We start from the raw sequence: 20,565 nt of genomic DNA on the forward strand, positions 1-20,565 counted from the left end.
GTCACTGGTTCAATCCCAGTATCGCGCACAGGGTTTCCATTTGGAGCCCGCGACGAGCGAGAGCTCGTCACGCGGATGTAGCGCAGTTGGTAGCGCATCACCTTGCCAAGGTGAGGGTCGCGAGTTCGAGTCTCGTCATCCGCTCCGGCGAAAGTGTCCCCCCATGACGGAGGGGCACTTTTTTATTTTCTTCGCCCTTGCCTCATTCACGGTAGATAGTGGCACAAAATCGCAGATTTTTGATGCCTTGTTTACCGTGAGCGCTCAGGTTGGATAAGTTTGCCCGGGAGGTTGCCTGGGAGATGTCCAGGTTTGAGGTGGGGGCGTGTTGGAAGGGGACTTTTCCCCGTCGGTGGCCGAGCTTTTCGCCAGCCATTTATGATGTTTCTCACAGACTTGTCATCTCAAAGAAATGGACATCATGAGAGCATTCGCCCCGTTTTTGACTTCCAGGCAGAGCGCAGTACGCACCTTTTTCGCCGTTTTCGCCGTTGCGCTTCTCGCACTTCTCAGTGCGATAGCCGTGCCAGCGTTTGCACAGAATCCCACGGGCGTCACGCGCAGTGAAGAGCCTAGTTCGGCGTCCGCGGCTGACTCCGAGTCTGCACCGAGTGGAGATTCAGCAGAGGCACAGAGCGGTGCGACGATGCTTGTGCTCGACTCTTCGGGCTCTATGAATGTCCAGGATGCTGGCGGGCAGACCCGCCTTGATGCCGCGAAGGACGCAACGAAGAACTTCGTCTCCGAACTCGGCGGCACCATCCCGTTGGGACTCGTCACGTATGGTGGCACGGTCGACGAAGCCCCTGAGAATCAGGAAGCCGGATGCCGTGATATCCACGTGGTGAGTGGGCCTAAGGAGGACGTGGGGGATTCTTTCACTGGGCCAATCGATGACCTTCAAGCTAAGGGCTATACCCCGATTGGTGATTCCCTGAAGAAGGCCGCCGAAGAGCTGGGCGGTCAGCACGGGACGATCGTCTTGGTATCGGACGGCATTGATACCTGTGCGCCGCCGCCAGTATGTGAAGTAGCCAAAGAGCTTCACGAGCAGGGGGTTGATCTTGTCATCAACACGATTGGCTTCAATGTTGACGAAGAAGCCCGCAAGGAGCTTTCCTGTATCGCAGGTGCCGCAGGCGGCGAGTATCTCGACGCCGGGGACGCAGATTCACTGGCAGCGATGATTAAGAAGGCAGCAGGGCGCGCCGCAGACATTTACAAATCCGATGTCGAGCAGATTGAAGGCAGCGAAGATATTAGCCAACCAACGCAGCTTCCTCGCTGGGAATCCGGAGAGGACTTCATCTTCCGTGCGCAACTGGAGCCGCCGACTAACGGCGGCGAGGATACTCACAAGGATTTTCACGCTGAGTCATGGTCTATTCCCGTCAAGCCTGGGGAGCGCTATGTAGCGACGATGTACAAGACTTTGGACGGCGCGGTGGTTAAGCCGCGAAGTCTCGGCATGTCGGTTTTCTTCGGTGACGGTTCCGAGCCACCGACCGGTAATCATGGAGGTGAACAAGGCTCCATTGAGTGCACTGCTGATCAGGACGAGTTCCATACCTCCATTCGCACAGACGCTTTGCCCAGCGCGAGTGCCTTTACCCGAGAAATGGGCTCCGAAAAGTGTCCAAGTGACGAACTTGTCTTGACCGCGAAGCGAGCGATGACCCATAAGGCTGAGGAACCCCTAGACGTAGAAATCCTCCTCCACCGCATTGACCCTGTGTCCAACATGGATGAGCTGGTGAGCGGGCTGGACAGCGAGGTAGAGGGTGAGCTTCATGCCAATTTTGAAGGCGCTGAAAAGGTTCGCGCGGCTAGCTGGTTCAGCGATGCCATTGAGCTGGAAAGCGGAGACACCATCGAGACCGACATTGTGCGGGGCGAGGCGCAAGTCTTCAAGGTTCCCATGAAGGAAGGACAGCAGCTTGCTGCTGCCTTGAAAGTAGGCGAGATGTCTGATGAGAATGCCTTGAAGTACTCGTCCCTGAATTTGGAGATTCTTAACCCCGCGCGCGAGCGAGCTGGTGACAACGATTATATGTCGGCGTTGAACGAGGGCCAAGAAGTTGCAGCACACTCAGTTATACCGACGGCCTTCGCCAACCGTTTCGGTCAAAGTCAGGCAAACGGGCAAGGAGCCCAAGCTAACTGGTTGGAGGGTGACTATTACATCTTGGTCACCCTAGATGCGGGCACGGATTCCGAAAAGGAAGATGAGGTATTCGATGGCAAGCGAGACACGGCGAAATATGCCCTCACCACCAAGGTGTTGGGGGATCCAATTCAAGGGCCCATCTATGAGCCTGTCAAGGACAAGACTGAGGCACCGAAGAGTGATGGTGACGAAGGAAATGTGGACCAAGCAGCAAGCGCCGACGAGGATAAAGGCTTGGGTCTTGGCACCCTAGGTTTTCTCTTGGCCGCAGCCTTGGGCATCATTGCGCTTGCCGTCATCATCTTGGTGGTCATCCTTCTTCGTGGCCGCAGCCGCTAGCGCTACCTGCGGGAAATGCGACAGAATCCACGCTTGCGTAGGCATAGGGAACTTTTCTGTCGCGTGCAACGACTACTTGATAACCCCACGCACTCCACGTGGGGTTAAGGATTGGCTAGGAGATCCCTCCCAGCGATAGGATGAGGGAACCTTCAATCAAAAGTTTCATCACGCCATCAAGGAGTCATCCAAGAAATGCAGTTGCGTCAGGTCACCACAGTAGTCGCCGCTGGGGCCGTGAGCCTCGTGATTGGGCTGTCCGCGCCACTAGCCGCGGCACATGACTCAGTCATTGGCGGCAACGTGGTGGGTGACGCACCGCTGGAAGAATTCCCCCGTGAAATCACGCTGGAGTTCTCTGGCATTCCTCGGGATGACTTCAACACTTTCGCCGTGAGCGACACAACCTCCGGCGACGTGCTCTTTGATGCCACACCCACCATTGACGGACGAAACCTCACCATTGAGGTTCCCCAGGACATCGAACCTGGTGACGGCGAATACCAAGTAGGTTTTCGCATTACCTCCTCCGATGGTCACTCCACACTCGGCTCGGTGCCGTTCAGCGTAGCTTCCGGTGCTGCCGGAGGGGAGGCAGGCAATGGGTCGTCTGGAGCCTCTGGCCAAAGTGACGCGGATGCTGCCGCGGAAGACGGCGGTGCAGAGGACTCCCAGGACCCCCTGAGCTCCCTGCCCGCAGCTGCTAAATGGATCATTGGTATCGGGGCAGTTCTCGTCGTCGGTGCGGCAGTCTTCGCCTTCGGGGCGAAAACACGTCGCTCCGATGGCGCAGGCTAGGCCACACAGGTCCTCGATGACGCGCGAGCCAATCCACCTCATCCCCTTCAGGTAATTACTCCAGAAAGGCATGTTCCATGCTGAAATCCCGTTCTTTCTTCCGTACCTCCGTAGTTGCTATCGCGGCTGTCAGCCTCACCTTGGCTGGTTGCTCGCCGAGCGAGGAGGACTCGACAGCTACCGCGACGAGCACCGCGGCCAGCGCTGACAGCAGCGCAGAGAAGGGTGCGGAAACCAGCACGTCGGCTTCTTCCTCCGCTGAGTCTGGCGTAACTTTCGAGGATGCTGTCGTGCGCGCCATGGAGAAGGACTCCGATATGACCGCTATCTTCGGCACGCTCCACAACAACACGGACAAGGACATCAACGTAGTTGGCTTCAGCTCTTCGGTGAAGGCTAAGCACTATGAGATCCACGAGGTCGTAGACGGCGTGATGAAGGAGAAGGAAGAAGGCTTCGACATCCCCGCTGGCGAATCCCTCGAGCTCGCGCCGGGAGGTTTCCACTTCATGCTGATGGGAGTAACCGAGCCCGTCATGGCCGGTGAGACCGCAACCCTGACGCTGGAGCTTGCCGACGGCTCCACGATCGAGCTCGGCGATATCCCGGTGCGCACCATTGGCGCCGGCGATGAAGACTACGGCGACATGGGCCACATGAACCACGGCGATATGGACCACGGATCCATGGATCATGGTGAGCACATGGACCACTCGGACTCCGCAGACATGTCTGACATGAAGAAGGAAGAGCACGCGCACTAGAAACCAGCGTGTTCCGGGCCAAGGTAGGCAAGAAATCGGTTCTCACGAGATAGGGAGATATCAAAGATGAGCGGGTTCGAGGAACCTGTCAGTCGGCGTGGACTGCTCGCCGGAAGCGCTGTGGCGGCAAGCGCGGTAGCGCTTGCAAGCTGTGCGAAAGGGGATGAACCTGGACAGGCGTCTGCGGATGCCTCCGCGGATGCCTCTCGCGCAGCGCAGGCTGGGGACGCCGGCAGCACAGGCCCGGAAAATCGCGAGGAGACCATGGGTGGCGATATCGTCGCCTTCGACGGCAAGCACCAAGCAGGCATCCAAACTCCGGTCCAGGCGCACGTGGAGCTGGTGGGCTTTAACCTCAAGAAGGACACCACCGCTCGCGGCGCGGCCGCGTTGATGCGCCTGTGGACGGAGGATGCCCGTCGCCTCTGCACCGGTGAGAACCCGTTGGGCAGCCTCGAACCCGAATTGTCTACCACCCCAGCAAACCTCACCGTCACGTGCGGTTGGGGAGAGGGATTCTTCGACACGGTGGACGTCGCCAAGCCCAGCTGGCTGCGCGATATCCAGGCTTTTGACCATGATGACCTCCGCCCGGAATGGGGCCAAACGGATATCGTCCTGCAGATCTGCAGCGATGATCCTTTCACTGCCGCCTTCGTGTTGCGGCATATGACCCGTGCGGGCAAAGATTACGCCGACGTTGCGTGGATCCAGCAGGGATTCAGCCATGCCTATGGATCTGCACCGAAGGGTGTTACTCCCCGCAACCTCTTCGGGCAAAAGGACGGAACGGTTAATCCCCGAAGCGAGGAAGACTTCAACGAGCAGGTGTGGATCGAAGACGGCCCCTTCGCCGGCGGCAGCGCCATGGTGGTACGCCGCATCCACATGAACCTGGACACATGGGAGCAGCTTGATCGCGCAGCACGTGAGAACTCGACTGGGCGCACTCTCGATACCGGAGCTCCTATAGGTGCTAAGGACGAGTTCGACCCGGTGGATTTGGACGCCCGCAATGAGTTTGGGCTCAAAGCCATTGATGAGAACTCTCATGTCGCCAGAGCGCATCCGCCGGCGGAGCATCCAGAGCAAAAACTGTTGCGTCGCCCGTATAACTACAACCTGCCGCCGACTCCGGAGACCACCCAGCGCGGTGAGCTCAGCAACGCCGGGTTGATCTTTATTTGCTACCAGAAGGACCCTACGACCCAGTTCGAGCCTATTCAGGCGCGCCTTGACGAAGCTGATCGGCTCAACGAGTGGATCACCCACATTGGTTCGGCCGTCTACTACATGCCGGCCGGAACTGAAGGCGAAACCTTCTGGGGCGAATCGCTCATACGCAGTTAAGAGGGGTAGACTAAGCCGCTGTAACTTTCTCGTTGAGTGCTGCTCGGCCAGGTATGTCGAGCGGCGCGTGAGCGCAAAGGAGCGCACCAAGTCATGGCGGAAATGATTCCAGCAGTCCCGGTGAACTACGACCCGATCACGGTCCCGGCCGGGACTGCCGTGGGAGCAGCGATGCGCGAGCATGAGCTGCCCAACAAGGGCCCCGAAGCAGTTGTCGTCGTCCGCGGCGCCGACGGCACCCTCTACGACCTTTCCCACACCCCGGACACGGACGCCGAGTTCACCCCGGTTGCTGCCTGCGAGGAAGATGGCCGCGCCGTTATCCGCCACTCCTGCGGACACGTCATGGCCCAGGCAGTACAGGCGGAATTCCCCGGCACCAAGCTGGGCATTGGCCCGGCCATCGAGAATGGCTTCTACTTCGACTTCCAGACCGCTGAGCCCTTCACCCCAGAGGACCTCAAGGCCATTGAGAAGCGTATGAAGAAGATCATCAAGGGCGGCCAGCGCTTCGAGCGCCACGTCTATGCCACCACCGAGGAGGCTGAGGCGGCATTGGCCAACGAGCCCTTCAAACTGGAGCTGGTCCAGGACAAGGGCAACGTGGACCCAGATTCCGATGAGGCCGCCGAGGTGGGTGCCGGAGATCTGACCCACTATAACAACGTCAACCCGCGCACCGGCGAGGTGGAGTGGTTTGATCTCTGCCGCGGCCCGCACGTGCCGACCACCAAGTACATCCCGGCATTCACCCTGACGCGTTCCTCTGCTGCCTACTGGCGCGGTGACCAGTCCAAGGCTGGTTTGCAGCGCATTTATGGCACCGCCTTCGAATCCAAGGAGGCCTTGGAGTCCTACAAGACCATGGTGGAAGAGGCCGAAAAGCGTGACCACCGCCGCCTGGGTGCTGAGCTGGACCTATTCTCCTTCCCGGATGAGATTGGTTCCGGTTTCCCGGTATTCCACCCCAATGGCGCTACCGTGCGCATGGAGATGGAGGAGCACTCCCGCCGTTGCCACATCGCGGACGGCTACTCCTTCGTGTCCACCCCGCACCTGACCAAGGGAGACCTGTTCAAGAAGTCCGGTCACCTGGATTTCTACGCGGATGGCATGTTCCCGCCGATGCAGCTCGACGGTGAGTGGGACGAGGATGGCAACTGCACCAAGCAGCCGCAGGACTACTACGCCAAGCCGATGAACTGCCCAATGCACAACCTCATCTTCGCCTCCCGCGGCCGTTCCTACCGCGAGTTGCCGCTGCGCCTCTTTGAGTTCGGAACGGTCTACCGATACGAGAAATCTGGCGTTATCCACGGCCTGACCCGCGCTCGCGGCTTTACCCAGGATGACTCGCATATTTACTGCACCCCGGAGCAGCTCGAAGAAGAGTTGACCAAGGTTCTGGAGTTCATCATTTCCTTGCTCAAGGACTACGGCCTGGATGACTTCTACCTTGAGCTGTCCACCAAGGACCCGAACAAGTACGTTGGCTCGGATGAGATCTGGGAGCGCTCGACGAAGATCCTGCAGTCGGTGGCGGAGAAGTCCGGCCTTGAGCTGGTCCCGGACCCGGCAGGCGCGGCCTTCTACGGCCCGAAGATTTCCGTTCAGGCTCGCGATGCCATCGGCCGTACCTGGCAGATGTCCACCGTGCAGCTGGACTTCAACCTGCCTGAGCGCTTCGAGCTCGAGTACACGGCGTCGGATGGCTCCAAGCAGCGCCCGATCATGATTCACCGTGCGCTCTTCGGCTCCATCGAGCGTTTCTTTGGCGTGCTCCTAGAGCACTACGCGGGTGCATTCCCGGCGTGGCTGGCTCCGCACCAGGTGGTGGGCATTCCAGTCGCTGATACCTTTGCCCCGCACCTTGAGGAAGTTTGTGCACAGCTGCGTGCACGCGGCCTGCGCGCTGACGTGGATACCTCCGATGACCGCATGCAGAAGAAGATCCGTAACCACACCACCGGCAAGGTGCCATTCATGCTTCTGGCCGGTGAGCGTGACGTCGAAGCGGGTGCGGTCTCCTTCCGCTTCCTCGACGGCACCCAGGTCAACGGTGTGCCGGTCGAGGCGGCAATCAACGTCATCGAGGCGTGGGTTCGTGAGCGCAATAACGAACAACCGACCAAGGACAGCATCGCCGAGCGCGTCTAGATGCATATGCATCTAGGCAGAGGCTAGAAAGGGAGAACATACAGAGTGGGAGAGTACGTCGATACCGGCCTGGGAACGCCCGACCGCTTAGAGCGCCTATGGGCGCCGTACCGCATGAGCTACATCAAGCGTGAGGGCGGCGCCGGCGACGTGCCGAAGAAAGCCCACAATCCGTTCGTGGAGATTCCGCAGATGTCGGACGAGGACGGGCTCATCGTGGCCCGCGGCGAGCTTGTCTACTGTGTGCTCAACCTCTATCCCTATAACGCTGGGCACATGATGGTCATTCCGTACCGTCAAGAATCTGAGCTGGAAAACCTCACCGAGGAGGAATCCCGTGAGCTCTTCCAGTTTGCCCAAGCAGCTATCCGGGTTCTCAAGAAGGTCTCCGGCCCCGATGCCGTCAACGCTGGATTCAATCTGGGGCGCGCCTCCGGTGGATCGGTGGGGCAGCACCTGCACATGCACATTGTTCCGCGCTGGAGCGGGGACTCTAATTTCATGACTATCGTGGACGGCGTCAAAGTGCTGCCGCAGCTCCTCAAGGACACCCGCTCCCTGCTGGCGCAGGGGTGGGCAGAGCTCGCCGCCGAGGGAATCATCTTAGGAGAAGCGCATGCTTAGTGTTCATGGGCGCAAGCCCGCCGCCGTGGTTGTGGTCCCAGTGGCCAAGCTCTTCCTCAAGATGGGCCTGACCCCCAATATCGTCACCATCGTGGGGACGATTGTCACCATTGCTATCTCGGTCATCCTCATCCCGCTCGACCACCTTTTCGCCGCAGCGCTACTCTCGGGGCTTTTCGCAGCCTTCGACATGCTCGACGGCACCATGGCACGCCTGACTACGGGCGGTTCCAACTTCGGAGCTACTCTCGACGCCTCCTGTGACCGCATTACCGACGGCGCATTGTTCGCAGCGATTGCCTTTTGGATGGTGTACGTCGACAATGCTCACCCGCTTAACTTCGCCGCCTGCATGGTGGTGCTCGTGAGCTCCCAGGTCATTTCCTATGTCAAGGCGCGCGGTGAGGCCTCCGGCTTTAAGATGGTCGGCGGACTCGTCGAGCGCCCCGAGCGCCTGATTCTGGGCCTCGGCGGCGTGGGTCTGGAGGGACTGGGGGTTCCTTATGCCCTAGAAGTCTCGCTCTGGCTCCTAGCTGTCGGTTCTGTCTTCACCATTTACCAGCGCATGCGCCAAGCGGCGCTCCAGGACACTAAAGCGCGTTTCAAGAAGGATCTTTAGCCTAAGTAATCGCTCCGCTCAGCCGGCACCCGACCCCGGCCCGCACAGAAAGGCTTCTCAACCGTGGCTCTAGTGGATCGTGAACGCCTGACGGCCGCCGCGTACATCGCGTGTTGGAAAGTTGTACGTTTTCTCCCACAGCCACTGGCTGCCTGGCTGTTTGAGCGCGGCGCGGATCTGGCCAGCGACAATGGCAAGGGCATGGAGCAGCTGCGCCGCAACCTCAGCCGCGTGGTGGGCGCCGAAAACGTGACGCGCGAGCTGGTGCGTGACTCGATGCGTTCCTACATGCGTTACTGGCTCGAGGCCTTTCGCTTGCCTGCCATCCACTCGGACCCCGAGCTGCAGAAACGCCTATTGGCAGGGCTGCGCGGCAAGGAGCACGCGGACGCCTCCGTGGCATCGGGCCGCGGGGTGATCTTCGCCCTTCCACACTCCGGCAATTGGGACATGGCGGGTGTTTTCTGCGTGGGTCATTATGGCGGATTCACCACCGTGGCCGAGCGCCTAAAACCCGAGGCGCTTTTCGACGCTTTTGTGGACTACCGCGAGAGCCTTGGCTTTACCGTCTTGCCGCTGACCGGCGGCAGTTCCTCGCCTTTTCCGCGTTTGAAAGACACCCTGGAGCGCGGTGGCGTGGTGTGTTTGTTGTCCGAGCGTGACCTCACACGCACTGGTGTGCCGGTAGACTTCATGGGCGAAGAAGCCAACGTTGCCGCAGGCCCCGCCCAACTCGCCATCGAGACGGGAGCGGCCCTCCACGTGGTGCACTCATGGTTCGATGGTAAGGAATGGGGCTTGTCCGTCAGCCCCGAGGTGGAAGTTACCACTCTTCACGAGACCTGCCAGCGGCTCGCAGAAGGCTTCGCAGAAAACATCCGAGCGCATCCAGAGGATTGGCACATGCTGCAGCCGCATTGGAACGCCGACGTAGAACGCCGGCGGGCGGCGCGCGCGAAGAAATAGAAAGGCAGAACACATCATGCGGATCGGTATCATCTGCCCCTATTCCTTCGACGAACCTGGCGGCGTTCAGGCCCACATCCTTGACCTAGCTACTGTTTTTATTGAACAGGGCCATTTTGTGGAGGTGCTGGGGCCGGCGTCGGCAAGCACGCAGGTCCCCAGCTTCGTGCGCAAGGGAGGCTGGGCGGTGCCGATCACCTATAACGGATCCGTGGCCCGCCTGTCCATCGGCCCGCACGTGCGCCGCAACATCAAGCGCTTCATCCGCGAGGGCAACTTCGACATCCTCCACATTCACGAACCGAACTCCCCAAGCTATTCCATGGCAGCCTTGGCACTGGCGCGCGGGCCGATCGTGGCGACGTACCATGCATCCGCCTCCAGTTCTCTCGCGCTGACCCTAGCCAAGCCTTTCCTGCGCCCATATCTGGAAAAGGTCCGGGGCGGGATCGCGGTCTCGGAAATGGCGCGGCGCTGGCAGGTGGAGCAGCTTGGCGGTGACCCCGTGCTTATCCCCAATGGCGTGGATACCTCCGTGTATGCCCTCGAGCGGGAGCGGGCTGAGCGTGAGCGACGCGATTCGGAGATTGAAATCGTGTTTTTGGGACGCCTCGATGAACCGCGCAAGGGGTTGGACATTCTTCTCGAGGCCCTGACGCTTCTCCCAGAGCCCGTCCGCGTGACGGTCATGGGAGGAGGGCACCCGCGAAGCGCCCCAGGGGTTGAATTCGTGGGCCGGGTCAGCGATGCCGAGAAAGCAGCCATCCTCGGGCGCGCCGATATCTATGTGGCGCCCAATACAGGCGGCGAAAGTTTCGGCATCGTCCTCGTCGAGGCGATGGCCGCCGGCTGTGCTGTCGTGGCTTCAGATCTGGAGGCCTTCGCCGCGGTGTGCAACGTCGATTCGGACACACCCGCCGGTGCTTTGTTCCGTACCGGTGATGCCACGGATCTAGCCCGCGTGCTGCACGATGTGGTGAGTGATTCCGACAAGCGGCACGCCTTGACCGCAGCGGGAATGGAGAGGGCTCGCGAATACGATTGGGACCATGTAGCCGCAGCCGTAATGCGTGTCTATGAAACGGTAGCCGACGGAACAAAGGTGCGTGTGTCTTAAATGCCGATCGAAGTTGTCATCATCCTTGCTCTGGCGATTGTGCTCGGAATGTGGGCCCTGTACACAGCACAGCGGCTCAACTCCCTCCACATCCGCACCGATGCGGCGTTAGCGCAGTTGGAGTCCACGCTCGACCGCCGTGCGGCGGTCGTGAGCGCGCTGGCGCCGGAGCTCGAGGGCATTGCGGCGCGGGCGGAGTCTACCGAGTTAGCACAGGGGAATTTCGATGAGCGTGCCACCCGGGAGCGGGAGTTGTCCGCAGCCATCCAGCAGCGCTTTGAATCACGCCCGGCCTTGCTTGCCGACGCCGAAGGGCGCATTCACCTAGCTCACCGCTTCTACAACGAAGCAGTCAGCGATACTCGTGCGTTGCGGTTGCGCCCCGCTGTCAAGCTGCTGCGCTTGGGGGGAACAGCGAAGCTGCCTGAGTTTTTCGAACTAAGTCAGATCGACATGTGAGCTGCTCGCGCTGCGCGATACTCGAGGCGGTGCCAGTAGAGAGCCAGTACAGCCATGACGAGGATGAGCTGGTTGCGCAGTACAAGGGCATACACCGGGTTGGGGTCCTCACCGACATAGAACCAGATGTAGTCATAGCCATAGGGGTAGATGACGGTTCCCAAAGCCGCTGTTCCCACGGCGAGGATGGCCATGATGGTGCGTACCCCTTTGATATCGGCGGCCCTTTGGCGTTGCCCGCCGGTTGACTTGGGGACGGGGGAGCGAAGCGCCACCGCTAGTATCGGCCCGAGCCACACGATGTACTGCGGGGAGAAGACTTTATTCGTTGCGATGAGAAGCAGAATCGCCGCGATGAAAAAGACCACGGTGGAATGTGGGCTCCAGAACCCCCGTAGAAAGTGCACGAATGCTACGCCCACGAACCACACGAGGGCCGCGCCCGTCGCGATGGTGCTGATAGCGAGTGCCGTGTCGACGCCGGGACCGGAGATCTCATAGCTCTTCGAGGCCGCGTATCCCATCGTCCACACATTAGGATGGCGATGCGCCTGGTACACGAACCACGTAGCGGCTAGAGACTCAATCTGGAGGCCGCGCTCACCTTGATACGTCAACGGGGATAGAACCCTATCCACGCTGGTCATCGCTGCTACACCGAGGCACAGGGCAACGAGACTTCCAAAGAACGCGGCCAGCCGCTGCCAGGTATCGCGGGAGTTTGCTCTCCCGACAAGCCCGGCAGCGAGGACCCCCGGCCACAGCTTCGCGGCGGTGGCCCACGCCAACAAAGCTGAGGCGAGCCGCGGGCGGGTAGCCAGAAGCGCGCCCGCGCCGGCAACCAGCAAGGCAGGATAGAGATCGAGCCGCCACGCGAAGACGTGGCCTGCCGCCGTGCCAAAGAACACCCAAAACCATCCGGCGCTATATGCCCCGGGGTTGGAACGGTGATGACGTAGGAGAAGGGCGAGGAATGCGCCGTCGGCAAGCAGCACCATTGCCGTAAAGCCGATGGCATAGGCCTCGAAGTCGTCGCCGGTAATCCACGCAAGGAGGACGCTGGGCCAGGTGCCCACCTGGGGATATTCCGTCATGTCACGGGGGTTATCCCCGTATACGCCCGCGAGGTAGTACCGGACATCCCCGAGCGGACCCGTTTCGTTGACGAGTAGGTAGATAAGGAAAAGGCGCGCCAGCACCCATCCAGCCCAGATAGTCGGGACTTTAGCGATTATCTTCAATGGCGGATTCGACGTCGACGGGTGGGCCCAACATGAGAAGGATGCTAAACACTACGGCAACGACGAGCAGCGCGATAAGCGCGGTGCGGACGGGGTGGCGCACGGCCTGGGCTAAGAGCTTGTCGAAGAAACTCTGCGGCTCCGCGTCATCGCTAAACCGCCACGGACCAGCAACGAGCCCGCGCCGCGAAACCCACAGCGCAAAAGGCAATGCTGCGAAGGGAATCACGGTGACGACCAGGCCCAGGATCCCGATGCCCATTGGCCACCGGTTGTTGATCCACACCAGGGCCGTCATGAGCAAAAAGCACAGGAAGCCGAAGCCGTGGATACCTCCCGCAAGTGGGGTGAGTGCTGCGGTGGTGCCCGAGTACTTGAGGATCATCGAGAGGATAAGCAATCCCCACGTGACCATTTCCAGGTAAGCGGCTACGCGGTGCACGCTGTGCGGCGTGGTTGAAGTCATGCGGAATATAGTACGCAACCTCCGGGGGTGGATCAGCACGTGAGTAGGATAGTCGGGGTTAGTGTGGCGGGCGCCATATCGCGGCGAACGCCACAACGCACAAGGAAGGGAGCAAGACATGGCAACGGTGGCCCAGGCGGTCGACCTCGAGCGAATCGGCGACGACGAGTTCCGCGGCCCTGTGGTTCCATCGCTTATTACGCGCACCTTTGGCGGGCAAACCATGGCGCAGGCGCTCCGCGCGGCGCAGCTCACCGTTGACGACAAGTTTGCCCACTCCATGCACTGCTACTTCGTGGGGCCGGGCGATTCTGGCGCTCCCACCACCATTCGGGTCGAGCGGATTAGGGATGGCCGCTCTTTTGCGCACCGACACGTACGGGTCTTTCAAAACGAACGCTTGATCTTCATGCTCAGCGCTGGTTTCCAAGCGCCAGGGGACAGTGGTCCAGAGCACCAAGCAGACATGCCGCAGGTGCCGCCACCGGAGAGTATTAAGGACTCGCCCTATTCCACCCGAATCATCTTGAAAGAGTGGGAAGACTGGGACGTGCGGCTTGTCCCGGATGCGGACCGCGACGCGATTGCCGCGGAAACCACCGGTGCCGGGTTTAGGAATATTTGGTTCCGTAACACTGGTGACTTTCTTACCACTGCCGACCAGTCTCTCCACCAGGCGGCGCTGCTGTATATGTCGGACATGACGCTGATTCGTACAGCATTGCTTCCGCACCAGGGCGAGAGGATTCAGCTAGCCAGCCTGGACCATTCTCTGTGGTTCTTGCGGCCAGTTCGAGTGGATGAGTGGATGTTGTATTCGCAGTCTAGCCCGTCAGCACAAACCGGGACGGGGCTAGCAGAGGGCAAGATCTTCAATCAGCGCGGCGAGCTACTGGCCGTGGCGATGCAGGAGGGCCTGACGCGCATCCTGCATCCGGACGCCGAAGGCTCAAGCGCCAACGGGAATTGGCAAAACGTTTAGCCACCGGGGGTCAGCACCACGGCGTGCGAGACGCACGCGCGGACCCCTGTTCCGGTGGATCCAGGACAAGGCCGTATAATTGCAGCAGTTTCTACAAGCTTTTTATATAGCCACATCGAAAGGGATGACATGGCAGGCCACTCTAAATGGGCAACAACGAAGCACAAGAAGGCGGCGAACGATGCCAAGCGTGGCAAGGAATTTGCCAAGCTGATTAAGAATATCGAGGTGGCCGCCCGCACCGGTGGCGGTGATCCCGCCGCAAACCCAACCCTTGATGACATGATTAGGAAGGCCAAGAAGGCCTCTGTTCCTAACGACAACATTGAGCGCGCCCGCAAGCGCGGCTCCGGCGAAGAAGCCGGCGGTGCCGATTGGGAAACCGTGATGTACGAGGGCTATGGCCCGAACGGTGTTGCCATGCTCATCGAGTGCTTGACGGATAACCGCAACCGCGCGGCGACGGACGTGCGCACCGCCATGACCAAGAACGGCGGCAACCTCGGAGAGTCCGGCTCCGTGGCGTACATGTTCGCCCGCACCGGCTTGGTGTTGGTGGAAAAGGGAGAGCTTAGCGAAGACGACATCCTGCTCGCTGTGCTGGAGGCTGGCGCTGAGGAGGTCAACGACAACGGCGAGAAGTTTGAGATTACCTGTGCACCGGGTGATATCCCCGCCGTGCGCGAGGCGCTCGTTGCTGCCGATATCGAGGTCGATGACACCGATACCGATTTCCGCGCCTCAGTCGAGGTACCGCTGCAGGCAGATGATGCCCGTAAGATCTTCCGCCTCATCGACGCTCTTGAGGACTCGGACGATGTCCAGAACGTCTACACCAACATGGACCTGAGCGAAGAGGTCCTCGCCCAGCTGGACGAGGACTAACGCGGCTAGTCGAGCTTGAGGTCTTCTATGCCATGAGCAGTTACCGTCTCTGACAGCGGGGCACGGCCCGGGGCTGTGTTGAACACAGGACTGGACTCGTCTGCAATGCCGAAGGTCAGGGCGGTGACAAGCTTGTGCTCCTCGTCCACTCCGAGGAATTCACGGACGGTCGGGGCGAGGAGTGAAATCATGCCTTGCGGGACACCGCGGTAGCCGTGCGCCTGAAGCGAGAGCAAGAAATTCTCCGCATAGGTACCTTGATCAAAGGCAGCGCGGATACGGTCGCCCATTGGGGGAATGAAGAGCAAAGCCGTGTGTGGGGCGCCGAAGAAGCGAAGGTTCTCACGGACAAATTCCGTGCGCGCTTCCTTATCCTCGCGCGCAATACCGAGGAGACCGTACATCTTGGCTGCTAAGGCCTGCGAGCGCTGCAGGTGGACGCCCTGACCGTAGTCAATCGTGAAGTCCGGGTTGATTCCATTCTTATCGAACTCAGCAATGAGAGCGGCGCTCAAGTCCTGCAATGCCGTACCGCCAACCAGGTGCACATTCCAGGGTTGGGTATTGGAGTTGGAGGGGGCGGATTGGGCGTCGATCAGCACCTGTTCTATAACCTCTGCGGGGATGGGGTCCGGAAGGAACGCGCGCGCGGAATGGCGGGAACGAATGAACTCAGAAAAGCCATTAGGATGTTGAGACATGCGCGCCACTCTACGCCCCACAATCTGAGGGAGTGTATTCGGCTCGGGGGACTGCCTGCACTAGAACACATGTGTGTACACTGTTTCTACATAAACAAGTGGTTGTATAGGGTGAGAATAAAAAGGGCGAGGAGGCAGCCGTGAACTTGGAGGGGTTGCGTGTCATGGGTATTGATCCCGGTCTGACGCGTTGTGGCCTGTCTGTTGTCCAAGCCGGACGTGGGCGCGCGGTCATTCCCATCGCCGTGGGCGTCGTCCGTACGCCCAGTGACAAGGATCTGGGAGAGCGCCTTAAGCGGCTGTCAGTCGCGGTCCGGGAATGGATGGATGACTATAAGCCGGATGTCGTGGCGCTCGAGCGCGTATTCGAACGCGGTCAGGTGTCAACCGTGATGCAGACCGCGCACGCAGTCGGGGTCTTGGTGCTTGCAGCCGCAGAGCGCGACATCCCAGTACACATGTACACCCCTTCGGAGGTGAAGAAGGCGGTGTCGGGCAACGGGCGCGCTGATAAGAAGCAGATGACCGCCATGATCACCCGAATTCTGGGGCTCAGCGAGTCGCCTAAGCCAGCGGACGCTGCGGATGCCTTGGCCCTTGCTGTCTGCCACTGCTGGCGTGCGCCGGCCCTGGCATGGATGAGCGGGGGTGATCCGAGTGCTGGCGTGGGGGCTGGGGCACGAACGAGCGGTGTGCGCGGCACCTCACCACGCACCGCGTCCGTTTCTCGGGCAGCGAAGACGACCTCTTAAGCTATGTGGTACATCCACTCGAACCAAGGAACCTGATTAATGATTGCATCTTTGCGCGGAACTGTCCTCGACATCCAGCTTGATCATGCCGTGCTCGAATGCGCCGGCGTGGGATACAAGGTGCTGGCCACCCCAGCCACACTGGGCACGCTCCAGCGTGGTGAGGAAGCCCGAGTCATGACCACGCTCGTGGTGAAAGAAGATTCGATGACGCTGTACGGGTTCACCAGCCAGGATGACCGCGACATGTTTCACGTCCTCCAGACGGTCTCTGGGCTGGGGCCCAAACTGGCTCTAGCCGCGTTGTCCGTGATGAGCGCAGGTGATTTGGCCCAAGCAATTGCGGGGGAGGAGGCTGCACGGCTGCAGAAAATCCCGGGGGTAGGAAAGCGCGTGGCGCAACGCTTGATCCTAGAACTCAAGGAGAAGGTGCAGGCGTTTGCACCCACGGACGGTGCTGATCCTGCGGCCTCCGCCCCTGCGGCTGCCGGCCCCGTGGTGGAGGATGTCGTTGAGGCGCTTATTGGGTTGGGCTTTACAGACAAGATGGCTCGACCGGTGGTGGAATCGGTAGTGGCTGAGCAGCCCGATGCGGCGACGCCGGTGGTGCTGCGAGCAGCCCTCAACCAACTCGGGGCCAAAAAATAGGGGAGAGTGGACGACATGTCAGATGTAGAACGCACTGAGTTTAAGCTGCCGGAGGGGATGGATTTAACCTCGCCTCCGCAGCGTAACCAGGATGTGGACGCCACAGAGCAACAAGGCGAGCACGATATTGAGCGCTCACTGCGCCCGAAATCCCTCGATGAATTCATCGGCCAGCCCAAGGTGCGCGAACAGCTATCGCTCGTGCTCAATGGCGCGAAAAACCGTGGTGTCACCCCGGATCACGTGTTGCTCTCCGGCCCGCCTGGGCTGGGCAAGACCACGATGGCGATGATTATCGCTCAAGAACTGGGAAGTTCCCTGCGCATGACGTCCGGCCCCGCACTGGAGCGGGCCGGAGACTTGGCCGCGATGCTGTCGAATCTCATGGAAGGTGACGTGCTCTTCATCGACGAAATTCACCGCATCGCCCGTCCCGCGGAAGAAATGCTCTACATGGCAATGGAGGATTTCCGCATCGATGTCATCGTGGGCAAAGGCCCTGGGGCGACCTCCATCCCGCTGGAAATCCCACCTTTTACTCTGGTGGGAGCGACGACGCGCGCGGGCATGCTGACTGGTCCGTTGCGTGACCGCTTCGGTTTCACCGCGCAGATGGAGTATTACGATACCGAGGACCTCACCCGAGTGATTACCCGAGCAGCGCGAATCTTGGAGGTTGATATCGACCAGGATGCCGCGGTGGAGATTGGCTCCCGATCGCGCGGGACGCCGCGTATTGCCAACCGGCTGTTGCGTCGTGTGCGCGACTATGCCGAGGTCAACGGAGATGGGCACATTAATGTGGCAGCTGCCCAGGCAGCGCTGCGGGTCTTCGACGTTGATGAACGTGGGCTGGACCGTCTTGACCGCGCGGTGCTCGAGGCACTCATTAAAGGACACGGTGGTGGCCCCGTGGGAGTCAATACGTTGGCCATTGCAGTGGGTGAGGAACCGTCAACCGTGGAAGAGGTCTGCGAACCCTACCTTGTGCGGGCCGGAATGATCTCCCGCACCGGGCGTGGCCGTGTTGCCACGGCAGCGGCCTGGCAACACCTAGGGCTTGAGGCGCCCGAAGGAACTGTCGGCGGCACGCTCTTTTAATCCTCCCGGCAATTGGCCGGGAGACGGGCAGGTCTGGCACACTGGCCTTTTATGAACGGAACCCAACTTATTCTTCTCCTTGTTCTGGCCGTCCTCGTCATTTTGCCGAGCTTTATGTCCATGCGCGCGCAGCGCAAGCGCCAAGCGCAGATGAAGGAGCTCCAAGCCTCGTTGCGACCAGGCTCAGACGTGATTACGGCCGGTGGCCTGCACGGAACCGTGGTGGAGGCCCGCGGTGAACAGGTTGATTTGCGAGTCAAGGACGGCACGGTGATGACCTTCGACACCATGGCCATCGTGCGCTCCGCGGAGCCGATTGCTTCCCAGAACGAAGCAGCGGCTGAGCCGGAGGAGGGTGAGGACGAACGCTTTCCGAAGCTCTAAAACAAGTTGCACTCGTCACACTGCGGGTGCCTCACCTTAAACCTGTTAAGGATTATGCCGGTCCATGACGTACGATGATGGACTGTGCTTTAGTCATGGTGGCGCCGCGACACTCAGCACGTGCGTGGCAGTGGCTGCCATGACCCATGATTTTTAGCCCTGTTCCTCACAACACAGGAGATCTTTGTGTCCGCTTCGAAACGTGGTGGCGTTAGCAGCCGTCAACGGCAGTGGCCCAGACGAGCAATGGCGCTCTTTGCGCTCATCGTCATTGTGGTTTACGCCCTTATCTTCTTCACCGGCGATAAATCGCCGACTCCCAAGCTCGGCATTGATTTGCAGGGCGGTACGCGAGTAACCCTCGTTCCGCAGGGCGAAGACCCCACCCAGGATCAGCTGCAGCAGGCACGCAACATCCTGGAGCAGCGTGTCAACGGTATGGGCGTCTCCGGCTCTGAGGTCGTTATCAGCGGCTCTAGCCTGGTCATTACGGTGCCGGGCGAAGACGCTTCCCAGGCGCAGGCTGTAGGCCAAACCTCGCAGCTGCTGTTCCGCCCAGTGGGTGAACAGCCGATGCCGGACTTGGACAAGCTTGAAAAGACCATGACGGATATGGCGAACCGCTGGGTCAAGTATGGCATCGTGGCACCGGAGCAGGCGAATGACGCACTGGCCTCTATCCACGACGCGCTCAACCAGAGTGCTGATGCTGCCCAGGGTGAGGACAAGAAGGAAGAAAACAAGGACGCGAAGAAGTCCCCGGCCCCGACCGTGAGCGAAAAGCCGCTTCCGGAACCGGCAAACTCTCTGGAGGAAACCGAACGTCGCGACCAGGTTAACGAGGTTCTCCTCAAGGACCGCCAGTCCGAGGACCCCACCGTTCAAACCGCGGCCCTGGGCCTGATGCGGTGCGATGCTGATTCCGATCCGCTGGCCGGCACTGACGATCCGGCAAAGCCGCTCGTGGCGTGTGACTACTCGAATCAGCAGCCCTATATCCTGATGCCGGCTCCGCTGCTGGACGGGATTGAGGATCCACACGGTACCCGCCTGACCGGTAACGAAATCGATACCCAATCCCCAATTCAGGGCGGTCTCAACGGCCAAACCGGCCAGATGGAGATCAGCTTCGCGTTCAAGACTGGCGACGGCCCCAACGGCTCTCAGACGTGGTCTACCCTGACCCAGGAGTACCTGCAGAAGCAGGTGGCCATCACTCTTGACTCGGCCGTTATTTCCGCACCGGTTATCCAGGGCGCGACTCCGGTGGGTTCTGCTACGTCCATCACGGGTGATTTCACGCAGGAAGAAGCCCAGAACTTGGCCAACAACCTGCGCTACGGTGCGCTCCCGTTGTCCTTTACGGGCGCTAACGGCGAGCCGGGCGGAACGGTGGAAACCGTGCCTCCGTCACTGGGTAAGGCGGCTCTTGAGGCAGCGCTTATTGCGGGTATCGTCGGCCTGATCTTGGTCTCCCTGTACTCCATGTACTACTTCCGCGCACTGTCCGCTGTGGCCTTGCTGGTGCTCATCGCCACCTGTGTCCTGCTCTATGGTGCTCTGGTTCTGCTGGGCCGCTGGATTGGCTACTCGCTGGACCTGTCCGGCATGGCGGGCTTGGTCATCGGTATTGGCGCCACGGCTGACTCGTTCGTGGTCTACTACGAGCGTATGAAGGATGAGCTCTTGGGCGGCCGCACATTCCGCTCCGCCACCCGCACAGGTTGGCAACGCTCCCGTGCAACGATCGTCACGGGTAAGGCCGTTACCCTGATCGGTTCCGTCGTGGTCTACTTCCTGTCCATCGGTGCGGTCAAGGGATTTGCCTTCACCATGGGACTGACCACGATCTTCGACCTCGTCGTATCCTTCCTGATCATGGCACCGCTCATGCAGCTCCTCGGCAGCCGCCCGGCCTTCGCTAGACCTTCGATGAATGGCCTTGGTGGCATCTACAACCTTGTGGAGGAGCGTCGCGAACGCGGCTTTTATGCCAAACCGGCCAAGAAACCCGTTGCCACTGCTGCGGATGAGGAGAAGTAAAC

General features: G+C 60.3%; 20 protein-coding genes and 1 tRNA gene. 18 read left to right on the forward strand and 3 right to left on the reverse strand.

The genetic code is table 11. The annotated features are described in order from the left end of the window. Window positions 1-71: 71 nt before the first annotated feature. The 11 genes from HMPREF3009_RS02155 (at window position 72) to HMPREF3009_RS02205 (ending at window position 11,360) form a co-directional block, all read left to right on the forward strand. Window positions 72-144: transfer RNA gene (locus HMPREF3009_RS02155), tRNA-Gly, on the forward strand. Between the two features lie 277 nt (window positions 145-421). Then, entirely contained in the window at window positions 422-2,506 is a 2,085-nt protein-coding gene (locus tag HMPREF3009_RS02160; RefSeq protein WP_070679834.1) for a vWA domain-containing protein, read from the forward strand. A gap of 195 nt (window positions 2,507-2,701) precedes the next feature. After that, the gene (locus tag HMPREF3009_RS02165) at window positions 2,702-3,304 is read left to right on the forward strand and encodes a copper resistance CopC family protein (protein ID WP_046648167.1); all 603 of its coding nucleotides are present in this window, start codon (window positions 2,702-2,704) and stop codon (window positions 3,302-3,304) included. A gap of 77 nt (window positions 3,305-3,381) precedes the next feature. Beyond that, the gene (locus tag HMPREF3009_RS02170) at window positions 3,382-4,068 is read left to right on the forward strand and encodes a copper chaperone PCu(A)C (protein ID WP_046648166.1); all 687 of its coding nucleotides are present in this window, start codon (window positions 3,382-3,384) and stop codon (window positions 4,066-4,068) included. 66 nt (window positions 4,069-4,134) lie between these two features. Beyond that, the gene (locus HMPREF3009_RS02175) at window positions 4,135-5,418 is read left to right on the forward strand and encodes a Dyp-type peroxidase (protein WP_070547080.1); all 1,284 of its coding nucleotides are present in this window, start codon (window positions 4,135-4,137) and stop codon (window positions 5,416-5,418) included. Between the two features lie 93 nt (window positions 5,419-5,511). After that, window positions 5,512-7,575 (forward strand): threonine--tRNA ligase, encoded by a 2,064-nt coding sequence (thrS, locus tag HMPREF3009_RS02180; protein WP_070679715.1) that lies wholly within the window; start codon window positions 5,512-5,514, stop codon window positions 7,573-7,575. Between the two features lie 45 nt (window positions 7,576-7,620). Then, window positions 7,621-8,199 (forward strand): ATP adenylyltransferase, encoded by a 579-nt coding sequence (locus HMPREF3009_RS02185; RefSeq protein ID WP_046648163.1) that lies wholly within the window; start codon window positions 7,621-7,623, stop codon window positions 8,197-8,199. Further along, a complete protein-coding gene (gene pgsA, locus HMPREF3009_RS02190; protein ID WP_070679718.1) occupies window positions 8,192-8,818 on the forward strand; it encodes a phosphatidylinositol phosphate synthase in 627 nt (208 codons plus the stop codon). Before HMPREF3009_RS02185 ends, pgsA begins: the two co-directional genes overlap by 8 nt. A 63-nt stretch (window positions 8,819-8,881) precedes the next feature. Beyond that, window positions 8,882-9,784 (forward strand): phosphatidylinositol mannoside acyltransferase, encoded by a 903-nt coding sequence (locus HMPREF3009_RS02195; RefSeq protein WP_046648161.1) that lies wholly within the window; start codon window positions 8,882-8,884, stop codon window positions 9,782-9,784. 16 nt (window positions 9,785-9,800) lie between these two features. Beyond that, on the forward strand, window positions 9,801-10,901 hold the full coding sequence (locus tag HMPREF3009_RS02200; protein ID WP_070516917.1) for a glycosyltransferase family 4 protein: 1,101 nt from the start codon (window positions 9,801-9,803) through the stop codon (window positions 10,899-10,901). Next, the gene (locus HMPREF3009_RS02205; protein ID WP_046648159.1) at window positions 10,902-11,360 is read left to right on the forward strand and encodes a LemA family protein; all 459 of its coding nucleotides are present in this window, start codon (window positions 10,902-10,904) and stop codon (window positions 11,358-11,360) included. It abuts the gene before it with no gap. On the opposite strand, the gene HMPREF3009_RS02210 is transcribed toward HMPREF3009_RS02205, so the two are convergent. Both HMPREF3009_RS02210 and HMPREF3009_RS02215 read right to left on the reverse strand, forming a co-directional pair. Next, window positions 11,345-12,454, reverse strand: a complete 1,110-nt coding sequence (locus tag HMPREF3009_RS02210; RefSeq protein ID WP_232760881.1) for a DUF2029 domain-containing protein — start codon at window positions 12,452-12,454, stop codon at window positions 11,345-11,347. The two genes, HMPREF3009_RS02205 and HMPREF3009_RS02210, sit on opposite strands and share 16 nt — an antisense overlap. 130 nt (window positions 12,455-12,584) lie before the next feature. After that, window positions 12,585-13,067, reverse strand: coding sequence for a DUF3817 domain-containing protein (locus HMPREF3009_RS02215; protein ID WP_070679721.1), 483 nt, complete (start codon window positions 13,065-13,067; stop codon window positions 12,585-12,587). A gap of 118 nt (window positions 13,068-13,185) precedes the next feature. On the opposite strand from HMPREF3009_RS02215, the gene HMPREF3009_RS02220 reads away from it, so the two are divergent. Together HMPREF3009_RS02220 and HMPREF3009_RS02225 are read left to right on the forward strand one after the other, a co-directional pair. Beyond that, on the forward strand, window positions 13,186-14,049 hold the full coding sequence (locus tag HMPREF3009_RS02220; RefSeq protein WP_070516924.1) for an acyl-CoA thioesterase: 864 nt from the start codon (window positions 13,186-13,188) through the stop codon (window positions 14,047-14,049). A 129-nt stretch (window positions 14,050-14,178) separates the two neighbouring features. Next, window positions 14,179-14,934, forward strand: a complete 756-nt coding sequence (locus tag HMPREF3009_RS02225; protein ID WP_070516926.1) for a YebC/PmpR family DNA-binding transcriptional regulator — start codon at window positions 14,179-14,181, stop codon at window positions 14,932-14,934. Between the two features lie 5 nt (window positions 14,935-14,939). On the opposite strand, the gene HMPREF3009_RS02230 is transcribed toward HMPREF3009_RS02225, so the two are convergent. Further along, entirely contained in the window at window positions 14,940-15,635 is a 696-nt protein-coding gene (locus HMPREF3009_RS02230; RefSeq protein ID WP_083306724.1) for a nitroreductase, read from the reverse strand. Window positions 15,636-15,775: 140 nt separating this feature from the next. On the opposite strand from HMPREF3009_RS02230, the gene ruvC reads away from it, so the two are divergent. The 5 genes from ruvC (at window position 15,776) to secD (ending at window position 20,563) form a co-directional block, all read left to right on the forward strand. Next, the gene (gene ruvC, locus HMPREF3009_RS02235; RefSeq protein ID WP_046648152.1) at window positions 15,776-16,387 is read left to right on the forward strand and encodes a crossover junction endodeoxyribonuclease RuvC; all 612 of its coding nucleotides are present in this window, start codon (window positions 15,776-15,778) and stop codon (window positions 16,385-16,387) included. 39 nt (window positions 16,388-16,426) lie between these two features. Beyond that, complete coding sequence (gene ruvA / locus HMPREF3009_RS02240) at window positions 16,427-17,035, forward strand: Holliday junction branch migration protein RuvA (protein ID WP_046648151.1); 609 nt, start codon at window positions 16,427-16,429, stop codon at window positions 17,033-17,035. 15 nt (window positions 17,036-17,050) lie between these two features. Further along, window positions 17,051-18,136 (forward strand): Holliday junction branch migration DNA helicase RuvB, encoded by a 1,086-nt coding sequence (gene ruvB, locus HMPREF3009_RS02245; protein ID WP_046648150.1) that lies wholly within the window; start codon window positions 17,051-17,053, stop codon window positions 18,134-18,136. Window positions 18,137-18,187: 51 nt separating this feature from the next. Next, complete coding sequence (yajC, locus tag HMPREF3009_RS02250; RefSeq protein ID WP_070679724.1) at window positions 18,188-18,520, forward strand: preprotein translocase subunit YajC; 333 nt, start codon at window positions 18,188-18,190, stop codon at window positions 18,518-18,520. Between the two features lie 246 nt (window positions 18,521-18,766). Next, a complete protein-coding gene (gene secD / locus HMPREF3009_RS02255; RefSeq protein WP_198531101.1) occupies window positions 18,767-20,563 on the forward strand; it encodes a protein translocase subunit SecD in 1,797 nt (598 codons plus the stop codon). Window positions 20,564-20,565: the final 2 nt, after the last annotated feature.

The sequence above is a fragment of the Corynebacterium sp. HMSC034H07 genome, assembly GCF_001815175.1.
GTDB lineage: Bacteria > Actinomycetota > Actinomycetes > Mycobacteriales > Mycobacteriaceae > Corynebacterium > Corynebacterium hiratae.

Excerpts from the sequence above, each read along its gene's own strand:
- HMPREF3009_RS02160 (WP_070679834.1), top strand. The coding sequence starts at position 422 with ATGAGAGCATTCGCCCCGTTTTTGACTTCCAGGCAGAGCGCAGTACGC.
- HMPREF3009_RS02165 (WP_046648167.1), top strand. The coding sequence starts at position 2,702 with ATGCAGTTGCGTCAGGTCACCACAGTAGTCGCCGCTGGGGCCGTGAGC.
- HMPREF3009_RS02170 (WP_046648166.1), top strand. The coding sequence starts at position 3,382 with ATGCTGAAATCCCGTTCTTTCTTCCGTACCTCCGTAGTTGCTATCGCG.
- HMPREF3009_RS02175 (WP_070547080.1), top strand. The coding sequence starts at position 4,135 with ATGAGCGGGTTCGAGGAACCTGTCAGTCGGCGTGGACTGCTCGCCGGA.
- thrS (WP_070679715.1), top strand. The coding sequence starts at position 5,512 with ATGGCGGAAATGATTCCAGCAGTCCCGGTGAACTACGACCCGATCACG.
- pgsA (WP_070679718.1), top strand. The coding sequence starts at position 8,192 with ATGCTTAGTGTTCATGGGCGCAAGCCCGCCGCCGTGGTTGTGGTCCCA.
- HMPREF3009_RS02200 (WP_070516917.1), top strand. The coding sequence starts at position 9,801 with ATGCGGATCGGTATCATCTGCCCCTATTCCTTCGACGAACCTGGCGGC.
- HMPREF3009_RS02205 (WP_046648159.1), top strand. The coding sequence starts at position 10,902 with ATGCCGATCGAAGTTGTCATCATCCTTGCTCTGGCGATTGTGCTCGGA.
- HMPREF3009_RS02210 (WP_232760881.1), bottom strand. The coding sequence starts at position 12,454 with ATGACGGAATATCCCCAGGTGGGCACCTGGCCCAGCGTCCTCCTTGCG.
- HMPREF3009_RS02215 (WP_070679721.1), bottom strand. The coding sequence starts at position 13,067 with ATGACTTCAACCACGCCGCACAGCGTGCACCGCGTAGCCGCTTACCTG.
- HMPREF3009_RS02220 (WP_070516924.1), top strand. The coding sequence starts at position 13,186 with ATGGCAACGGTGGCCCAGGCGGTCGACCTCGAGCGAATCGGCGACGAC.
- HMPREF3009_RS02225 (WP_070516926.1), top strand. The coding sequence starts at position 14,179 with ATGGCAGGCCACTCTAAATGGGCAACAACGAAGCACAAGAAGGCGGCG.
- HMPREF3009_RS02230 (WP_083306724.1), bottom strand. The coding sequence starts at position 15,635 with ATGTCTCAACATCCTAATGGCTTTTCTGAGTTCATTCGTTCCCGCCAT.
- ruvA (WP_046648151.1), top strand. The coding sequence starts at position 16,427 with ATGATTGCATCTTTGCGCGGAACTGTCCTCGACATCCAGCTTGATCAT.
- ruvB (WP_046648150.1), top strand. The coding sequence starts at position 17,051 with ATGTCAGATGTAGAACGCACTGAGTTTAAGCTGCCGGAGGGGATGGAT.
- yajC (WP_070679724.1), top strand. The coding sequence starts at position 18,188 with ATGAACGGAACCCAACTTATTCTTCTCCTTGTTCTGGCCGTCCTCGTC.
- secD (WP_198531101.1), top strand. The coding sequence starts at position 18,767 with ATGGCGCTCTTTGCGCTCATCGTCATTGTGGTTTACGCCCTTATCTTC.